This window comes from Psychrobacter sp. UBA6291, assembly GCF_002439405.1.
Lineage (GTDB): Bacteria > Pseudomonadota > Gammaproteobacteria > Pseudomonadales > Moraxellaceae > Psychrobacter > Psychrobacter faecalis.
Genome location: NZ_DJUD01000063.1, coordinates 1 through 8,565 on the forward strand (window position 1 = coordinate 1; position 8,565 = coordinate 8,565).

Annotated in this window: 8 protein-coding genes; 3 read left to right on the forward strand and 5 right to left on the reverse strand. The window is 41.6% G+C overall.

Annotation, left to right across the window (positions count from 1 at the left end; genetic code table 11):
* Positions 1-162: 162 nt before the first annotated feature.
* The 5 genes from B3R91_RS10760 to B3R91_RS10780 form a co-directional block, all read right to left on the reverse strand.
* Complete coding sequence (locus B3R91_RS10760; protein WP_286797601.1) at positions 163-1,170, reverse strand: copper resistance protein B; 1,008 nt, start codon at positions 1,168-1,170, stop codon at positions 163-165.
* 25 nt (positions 1,171-1,195) lie between these two features.
* Positions 1,196-2,902: a copper resistance system multicopper oxidase gene (locus tag B3R91_RS10765; RefSeq protein WP_011959988.1), complete on the reverse strand. Its 1,707-nt coding sequence runs from the start codon at positions 2,900-2,902 to the stop codon at positions 1,196-1,198.
* A gap of 94 nt (positions 2,903-2,996) precedes the next feature.
* Positions 2,997-3,635 carry a DUF411 domain-containing protein gene (locus B3R91_RS10770; protein ID WP_201620354.1) on the reverse strand — a complete coding sequence of 213 codons (639 nt, stop codon included), beginning with the start codon at positions 3,633-3,635 and terminating at the stop codon, positions 2,997-2,999.
* Between the two features lie 491 nt (positions 3,636-4,126).
* Positions 4,127-4,399, reverse strand: a complete 273-nt coding sequence (locus B3R91_RS10775; RefSeq protein WP_011959985.1) for a hypothetical protein — start codon at positions 4,397-4,399, stop codon at positions 4,127-4,129.
* 133 nt (positions 4,400-4,532) lie between these two features.
* Entirely contained in the window at positions 4,533-4,859 is a 327-nt protein-coding gene (locus B3R91_RS10780) for a hypothetical protein (RefSeq protein WP_011959984.1), read from the reverse strand.
* 325 nt (positions 4,860-5,184) lie between these two features.
* On the opposite strand from B3R91_RS10780, the gene B3R91_RS10785 reads away from it, so the two are divergent.
* The 3 genes from B3R91_RS10785 to lgt all read left to right on the forward strand — a co-directional run bounded on the left by B3R91_RS10785 (position 5,185) and on the right by lgt (position 8,461).
* Positions 5,185-5,931 (forward strand): heavy metal response regulator transcription factor, encoded by a 747-nt coding sequence (locus tag B3R91_RS10785; protein WP_165596722.1) that lies wholly within the window; start codon positions 5,185-5,187, stop codon positions 5,929-5,931.
* Complete coding sequence (locus B3R91_RS10790; RefSeq protein ID WP_349681542.1) at positions 5,921-7,393, forward strand: ATP-binding protein; 1,473 nt, start codon at positions 5,921-5,923, stop codon at positions 7,391-7,393. Before B3R91_RS10785 ends, B3R91_RS10790 begins: the two co-directional genes overlap by 11 nt.
* Before the next feature lie 183 nt (positions 7,394-7,576).
* A complete protein-coding gene (gene lgt / locus B3R91_RS10795; protein WP_011959981.1) occupies positions 7,577-8,461 on the forward strand; it encodes a prolipoprotein diacylglyceryl transferase in 885 nt (294 codons plus the stop codon).
* Positions 8,462-8,565 lie beyond the last annotated feature (104 nt).

Here is an 8,565-nt window from a genome sequence, read left to right on the forward strand (position 1 = left end):
GTGAAGTTTGTCTTGGTAAACTCACTTTAGCAACTTCGGACTTCTTTTTTTATCTTTTTTTTTGAGCCCTTATCCCGAACTGGGGTTAAAAAGGCACCTAAATAAAGAGGTGCCTTTTTTTAGAGCTAGTGTTATAAACTGTTGTTACTTACATGGTTAACACTAGAACCAAAATTTCACACCAGCTGTAACGCTACTAGAATCAACAGCTTCGTCTTCTTGACGTCGCAAATCTCTTGCGTTGCCTAAAGCGGTCTCATAGCTGATACCCACATAAGGCGCGAGCTGACGACTTAACATCTCGTAAGTAAGCCTAACGTCAGCCCCAAACTCATTAAAGCCTTTAGTAATATGGTTATCTGTATCATCTTTGCTAAATGCCGTCAGCTCTACTTCTGGAATCACTACCCAATGTTGATCTAAGCGCCACTCATACTCCGCACCTAGATCTAGACGAACTTGCCCATCAGTATATAAATAAGCTCTAGCATCGGTTTCGATGAAGTAAGGTGCAGTGCCTGCAATACCAGCCATCACGGCAGATTTATCATTTTCGGTATCATAAGCAACACCGGCTTCCCCATTCCAAAAAATACTAAGTGGCTTCCAGTAAGATAGTGAGGTTAAGCTATCAATTTCTTTATCATCTTTAGTTTGGATACTACCTTCGCTACGTAGCGTTACGCGGTTGCTGTCTGTACCGTACCACGTATCAAACTCATAATTGATTTGATCATCGTCAAATTGATAGCCCAGATCGTCTACTGATACGCCCCATAACGGTAAGCTACCCATCATCACAGGCTTACCAAAGCGACCATAGGGAACACCGTTTGAATAGTCAGGACTGCGAGCATCAGCTGGAGCTTTACCACCTTGCATACCTGACATATCCATACTGCCATGGTCCATGCCTGACATATCCATGCCACTGTGATCCATATCCGACATGTCCATACCAGACATATCCATTTTGCTATGATCCATATCTGACATGCCCATACCAGACATATCCATGCTGCTGTGATCCATATCTGACATATCCATACCAGACATGTCCATACTGCCATGATCCATGTTCGACATCTCAGCAGCGTTTGCTAAAGGTGACATTAGTAGCATCAAAGATGACATGCCAATAAACGGTAGACCTACTTTATATATTTTCATAATAAGGCTCATATTCGAAGGTTTATTAAACAACGGCAACTTCTCTAAACATCCCTGCTTCCATGTGATAGAGCAAGTGGCAATGCCATGCCCATCTGCCAGCTTCTCCGGTGACATCAAAGCTTATCTTTTGTGCAGGCTGTACCATTATCGTATGCTTACGTACTTGAAACTCACCTGAAGGCATCCGCAGATCGCTCCACATACCATGCAAATGCATGGGATGATTCATCATGGTGTCATTGACTAAGGTAATACGTACGCGCTCGTTGGGCTTAATATTGACCGGTGCGGCATCTTTGAACATAACCCCGTCTAGAGCCCAAATATAGCGCTCCATGTTTCCCGTCAGATGTATTTCAATCTCTCTGGTGGGTTTGCGCTGCTCTGCCATTATCTCATCGCCGACAGAGCGCAACTGACTATAATTCAAAACCTTTCTATCAATGTTACGTAGATTAATACCAGGGTCATCAAGGTTCATACGCGGACTGTCCACACGCATATCAGACTTAAAGTCATATTCTGTTTTGGCATGTTTAGCGTTATAGCCATTCGATCCCATGGCGCCCATCATGTCGGCCATCGTCAGCCATTCGATTTTGTCCATAGCAGGTATCGCAGGACGAGCACCTTTTTTGGTAGCAAGCGTTGTCGCAACATAGCCTGACCGATCTATGTTTTGAGCAAATATGGTATGCGCGTCTTTAGTGGGCGTCACGATGACATCATAAGTCTCGGCCACCCCAATACGGAAATCATCGATATCGACGGGACTGACATCAATCCCATCCGTCGCGACGACTTTCATTTTTAGGCCGGGGATGCGTACATCAAATATCGTCTGCGCTGAACCATTAATAAAACGTAGTTTGACAGGCTGTCCAGCCTTGACAAGTTGCGTCCAGTTAGCCGCTGTGGTTTTACCATTCATCAGATAGGTAAAGGTTTTTTCACCAGACAGATCAGTAAAGTCTGTCGGCATCATGCGCATCTGATTCCACATTTTGCGCTTATCAAAAGCAGCTTTTAGATCTGTTGCGGCAATATCGGACAGTAGCTTTTTAAAATCTGGTAAATGATAATTATCAAAGTCTGCGCGTTGCTTTAATAGTTTAACCAAGTTGTGCGGGTCACGGTGCGTCCAATCACTGAGCAAAATGACATGGTCTTCCTCGATAGGATGACGTTCGCGCCCTTTCGGCTCAATGACGATGGCCCCGCGCATACCGGTTTGTTCTTGGAATCCAGTGTGCGAGTGATACCAATAAGTGCCAGATTGTTTCAGCGTAAATTTATACGTAAAGGTGCTATTTGCTGGTATACCATCAAAACTAATGCCGGGCACGCCATCCATCTCAAACGGTACTAGTAGACCATGCCAATGAATAGAGGTCGACTCATTCATTTGGTTATGGACGCGTATCACTACCGTATCGCCCTCGCGCATTTTTAGCGTTGGCGCTGGTAATGAGTCATTAATGAGCGTCGCCGTGCTTGACTTGCCATCAACAATGATGGGTTTTTTGCTGACATAAAGATCAAACTCTTTGCCTGTCAGTATGGGTACTTTATGATCGGGTTTATCACTGTTAATAGTAGCGCCCTGACTGCCTGAGCGACTCGATTGTCCCAATGCGCTACTAGCAATAGTCGGCATCAAGGAGGCACCAAGGACAGCAGAGGATCCGGTTAAAAAACGTCGGCGGTTCAGTATGTTCTTTTTATTCATAATGATAACCTGATTTAATTTGAGAGATGGTGGTTAAGCTTATAGTTATAACATTTTCGATATTTAACAGAATCTATTCACATCTAAGCCAACACTACAGCTGCTGCTGAGGAGACTCAATAGCAGCATAGACTTCTGTGGTGCCGTCTTTATTAAGCTGCATTACCTTATAAGGCATGAATTTACCTTCATACTCCATACCGGGGCTACCAACCGGCATACTCGGTACGGCAAGTCCAATAGCTTGTGCAGGAGGATTTGCTAAGAATTCAGCCATGTGTTTAGCAGGGACATGCCCTTCAAAGACAAAACCGTCGGTGGTAACGGTGGTATGGCAAGAGCGCATTTGCTGTGGTACGCCATAACGCTCCTTAAATAAGGATAGATCTTCCACATCGTGCGTGGTTGCACTTAATCCATTGTTTTTTGCATAGCCTACCCATTCTTTACAGCAGCCGCAGTTGGCATCTTTATAAACCGTGGCTGAGACGTTTTTGAGTAATGATGACGAGCTGTTAACGGGAGCATTTGTAGGAGCAGAACTTTCATTTTGTACTTGTGCATTCTGGGTAGCAGACTGTTCAACCTTTACTGGTTGAGAATCAGAGCCACTGGTATTAGATTGGCTGCAAGCGGCTAGCGTTAACGAGAGTGACGATGTCACCACCAATAAAAGGACACGACTGGATAACCAGCTATGTCCATTAGAAAGCACATGTGTGTAATGTCTCATTAAATTACTCCTAAACGTCTATTGTTATGCTCGATATTCTAAAAACTTACACCCTATATTTGAATTCTTATGTACTTAACTAAAAACATTAAATGCAGCACTGTTCAGTACTGCATTATTAATAGCGACAACCGTGAGTTAGGAGGCTTTCATATCTAGAAAGTATTAATGCTGCATTCCAGATCCATCATCCGACATATTCATACCCATATCACCACCATCTGACATATTCATATCACCGTCAAATGACATGTCCATCATATCGCCATCTATCCTAGTGGTTAGCATCGTGTATTGGCTTTCATCTAATTCAGGTAACGATCTAATGAAGGCTACCATTGCCCACATTGACAACGCCACTAGTAACAACCGCAAACACGCTAACGATTGCCACAAATACGGTAAAGAGCGCACCCAATAAAAATTTCATATGTTTTCCTAAAAATTTATTTCCGTTAAGTGTTGACTGCTATTTAACAGAGCTAAAATTTTTAAGATTTACTGTCGTTAGTAACGCAGTGTTTTTGGTACATTTGCTTCATTTTACCCATGTTAGCCATCATCGCTTTCATGGCAGGATCGCTCATGTCCATCTTGCTATGATCCATTTTTCCCATCATATCCATATGCTTTTGCATTTTTTCACAGTTCATTTGATCTTTTTCAGCATGCATTTTAGGGTCATGCGCCATAGCTGAGGTCGATACGACAAGAGCGATGGCCGTCATTGCGATTGATTTAGACAGTAATTTAAATTGTGACATGATTAATTCCTATTGTTTGGATTAAAGGCTATTGAGTTCAATAGCTGTTAAACCAGCCTAAATGATACATCATTCATTCTGACTGGCAGATGACGTTAAGATTACAATGCTGTCATTCTCACTGCTTTAGATTCTAATGCGCGATATATTCATTTAATATGGCTTCAGCATTTCTATCACGATCGCTACCATATTTTTTTACAAAATACTTTTCAGACTGCAAGTGTTGATCTTGATGCTGTACCTGACAAGCCACTCTGGCGTCGACATAACTTTTCTTTTGCTCTTTGGACATTTGTGCATCATTATGATCTGCGTTTCTTGCAAAACTAGTGAGCGCATCACAATTACCGAGAACAGAAGCATCTAAGTTTGTGGTATGCGCATTGGCCGCTGACATGCCCACTAACATCGATACTGAAAGCAAAGCTGCTTTTTTTAATGAACTATAATTTTTCATATAAGACCCTTTAAAGATAAATAACAAACTGTTTAAGTAGGATAATTGCTTTACTCGTAGAGGCAGTCTGTATCAGAGACAAGCCAATATGCGGCGTTGATTTAGAATACTAAATGGTGGCTGACAGCTAGATGACACGGATATTACATGTTCGTTAGGAACAGCATAATATTGTCATCTTCTTGTCATTAAAACCAAATACCAGCATCTGTCTCTATCCAAAGAACACTGTTATAACAAGGGTTCCTGATAAATATATGGCTGATAAGCTAACAATGTTAGTGATACGCTGTTGACAACTATAATGATATAAAGGTAAGCAACGATGAAAGTACTGTTAGTAGAAGATGAGAAAAACCTTGGAGAATATATTAAGAAAGGCTTAACTGAGGCCGGTTTCATCGTGGATCATCACATGACAGGTTTAGATGGCTATCATGCGTTAATGACTGAAGATTTTAGTGTGGTTTTGATGGATGTCATGCTACCTGACGTCAGTGGCTTTGAGTTGGTACAGCGCTACCGAGCTGCTGGAAAGCATACGCCAGTTTTATTTTTAACGGCTAAAGATGATTTAAGCGATCGGATCAAAGGTATTGAAATTGGTGGCGATGATTATCTGACCAAGCCTTTTGCTTTTGCTGAACTGATTGTTAGAATAAAAAGCCTATTGCGCCGTGCCAATCAATCTGATTATAAAAGCTCGGTCATACACATAGCTGATCTGAAAATGGATATTGCCAAACGCACCGTTCATAGAGGCAACACTAATATAAAATTGACTGCTAAAGAGTTTGCTTTATTACAACTTTTCTTAGAACGTCAAGGTGAGGTACTGCCGCGCACTGTGATCGCCTCGCAAGTATGGGATATAAACTTTGAGAGTGATACGAATGTCATTGACGTGGCTATAAGGCGCTTGCGGATAAAAATTGATGATGGATTTGATATAAAGCTGATTCATACGGTACGCGGAATGGGCTACAAGTTAGAGCCACTGGCTGTCGACGTGGATAGTGGCATGGGCGACGATAGTATTAATAAAGACAGTCTGACATCAAATGAGAGATAAATCTAAGAATCGGCGTTGGTCACTGTTATGGCGTACTGTTTTTTTACTGACAATATTTGTTGTTATCTCTCAAGTTGTTATTTATATATGGGTTCAGCGCTCTGTTAACGAGCACTTTGAGCAAATGGACTCAGAGATTATTACCCATGCAGCTTTTAACCTGCGTAAACGTATGGTTAGTTTGGAAGATCACATAGAACCATTCACAGTATCAAAGTCGCAAGCGCTAATTGATGCCAATCATCTACATTCTTCTTGGTTAGACTATGATTTAAAAACGTTAATATCAGACAAAAACGGCAATTTATTGTCCAGCGATCCCAGTAATTTCATCAATGATCTACCGGCAGATTTTAGCTTGTTACAACTATTGCAGGACTATCGCGATCAGCAGTTTATGATCAAGATAAATAATAGGCATTACCGAGCCATTATCATTACACATCAAGAGGTTTTGGCATTTATTGCTCTACCTATCGATGTGCATCATCAATATCTTATCCAGTTTAATCGCCAGCTGAGCTTGATACTTATCGCCATTACCTTATTATTGGTTTCAGTAGCAGCACTAAGTGTACACTGGGGTTTTGCTCCCCTAGCTACTATCGTACAAAAGATGAAAGGCATTAATCTTCAAAGGTTAGATGAAAGAATTGTGGTTGGCGATATGCCGTTAGAATTACGTCCACTAACGGAGTCTTATAATTCTATGATGGTCAAGCTTGAAAGTAACTTTGAATCATTATCACGGTTTTCAGACAATATCGCCCATGAGCTACGTACGCCAATAGCGACGCTGAGTACGCAAACGCAAGTCATGTTAACTAAGCCAAGAGAAAGCGACGAATACATTGAGCAATTGCATCATCAGCATGATACGTTAAAGCAGTTATCCGCCATGATTAACGATATGTTATTACTGGCAAAAACTCAAAAAGAGCTGAGTGATTCGCAAATCAGTCATGTCGATATAGAGAGCTTGATCACAAAGCTTATAGATTATTATGAGATGATTGCTGAGGATCGTGAGATAATCTTTGAAAAATCGGGTGATTTTAAAACAGTACTAGGTGATAAAGGCTTATTGCAACGGCTGTTTGCCAACCTGATGTCAAATGCGATTTATTATGCGGCTAGTAATAGCACTATTATGATATCCGCTACTGTCCTCACTTCAAGCACCTCGCTTAATGCGCCAAAAGACGATATTCAATCCCCAGAGCAGCTCTGGTTAAGAATAACTATGACCAACCGTCTAGACAAACCATTAAATCAGATTGAAGCCGATAAACTGTTTGAGCGATTCTATCGTCATGATAAAACGAATACGATGCATTCAGGAACAGGCTTAGGCTTATCTATTGTGCAAGCTATCGCCAATGCTCATAATGGCAAAGTTAGTATTACTATCAAAGATGAGTGTCTTTTTGAGGTTGCTGTAAAGTTGTTGATTGCCAGGTAGTAAATACCTTCATACTGTCTATGAACCGCTCAGATTAGATCGAAGGCGAGTTTACTTGGAAGGTCTCTCTATCCATAAGATGAGATTCTGACTTGCGATAGTTGTACTTTTCAATTGTTGGACAAAAAATTTCTTATATAAGCCTATTTCATACATTCTATTACCAATAATTATGATGCCTTTATGATGATTCATCCTCAGTATGATCCCGTAGCGCTTTCCTTGGGTCCATTGGAAGTGCACTGGTATGGGCTAATGTATTTGCTAGCCTTTGCTGCCGCTTACGGTTTGGCTTGGTATCGCAGTACCAAACGCGACAATTGGACCACCGACATGGTCTCTGACTTAGTCTTTTATGGCGCGCTTGGTGTCATCTTAGGCGGTCGTATTGGCTATGTGCTGTTTTATCAGTTCGGTGAATTACTCCAAAACCCTGCCTATATATTAAAAGTCTGGGAAGGCGGTATGTCTTTCCACGGCGGCTTTATCGGCGTCATGCTAGGTATGTGGTTCTTTGCCCGTAAATATAAAAAGACTACCTTTCAAGTATTCGATTTTATCGTTCCTTGTGTACCAACCGGCTTACTGTTTGGGCGTATCGGCAACTATATCAATGGCGAATTATGGGGTCGCGTCTCAGACGGTGGCTATAACTGGCTGACCTACTTTCCGCAAGCCGCGGCGTTTGATATGGAGCAATTACAGAGCAATCCACAATTGCAAGAATTGATGATTGAAGTCAATGGTCAATATATATTGCCTCGTCATCCATCACAGCTATATGAAGCCTTTGCCGAAGGTCTGCTGCTATTTATATTCTTATGGTGGTATTCATCAAAACCACGTCCACGTATGGCCGCCTCCGCTGTATTCTTACTAGGCTATGGCATCAGCCGCTTTATCATTGAATTCTTCCGCCAGCCAGATGCTGACCAAGGATTCATATTATTAGGTTGGATGACCAAAGGGCAAATCTTAAGCGCGCCGATGATTATCGCCGGCTTAATCATGCTGATTTATGCTTACAAACGCGGTATTTATGATTGGGGTAAGCAGTCTGCATATTAGAAATAAGTGTCGAGGTGCATGAACAAATAAATATAAATGCAGTTCTAACAAGATACATTCCATTTGCAGAATTAATACCTAACCCCAGTTCGGGATAAGCGCTC

What these genes read in the sequence shown, in the direction of transcription:
- B3R91_RS10760 (WP_286797601.1), bottom strand. Translation starts at nt 1,170, where the DNA reads ATGAAAATATATAAAGTAGGTCTACCGTTTATTGGCATGTCATCTTTG.
- B3R91_RS10765 (WP_011959988.1), bottom strand. Translation starts at nt 2,902, where the DNA reads ATGAATAAAAAGAACATACTGAACCGCCGACGTTTTTTAACCGGATCC.
- B3R91_RS10770 (WP_201620354.1), bottom strand. Translation starts at nt 3,635, where the DNA reads ATGAGACATTACACACATGTGCTTTCTAATGGACATAGCTGGTTATCC.
- B3R91_RS10775 (WP_011959985.1), bottom strand. Translation starts at nt 4,399, where the DNA reads ATGTCACAATTTAAATTACTGTCTAAATCAATCGCAATGACGGCCATC.
- B3R91_RS10780 (WP_011959984.1), bottom strand. Translation starts at nt 4,859, where the DNA reads ATGAAAAATTATAGTTCATTAAAAAAAGCAGCTTTGCTTTCAGTATCG.
- B3R91_RS10785 (WP_165596722.1), top strand. Translation starts at nt 5,185, where the DNA reads ATGAAAGTACTGTTAGTAGAAGATGAGAAAAACCTTGGAGAATATATT.
- B3R91_RS10790 (WP_349681542.1), top strand. Translation starts at nt 5,921, where the DNA reads ATGAGAGATAAATCTAAGAATCGGCGTTGGTCACTGTTATGGCGTACT.
- lgt (WP_011959981.1), top strand. Translation starts at nt 7,577, where the DNA reads ATGATGATTCATCCTCAGTATGATCCCGTAGCGCTTTCCTTGGGTCCA.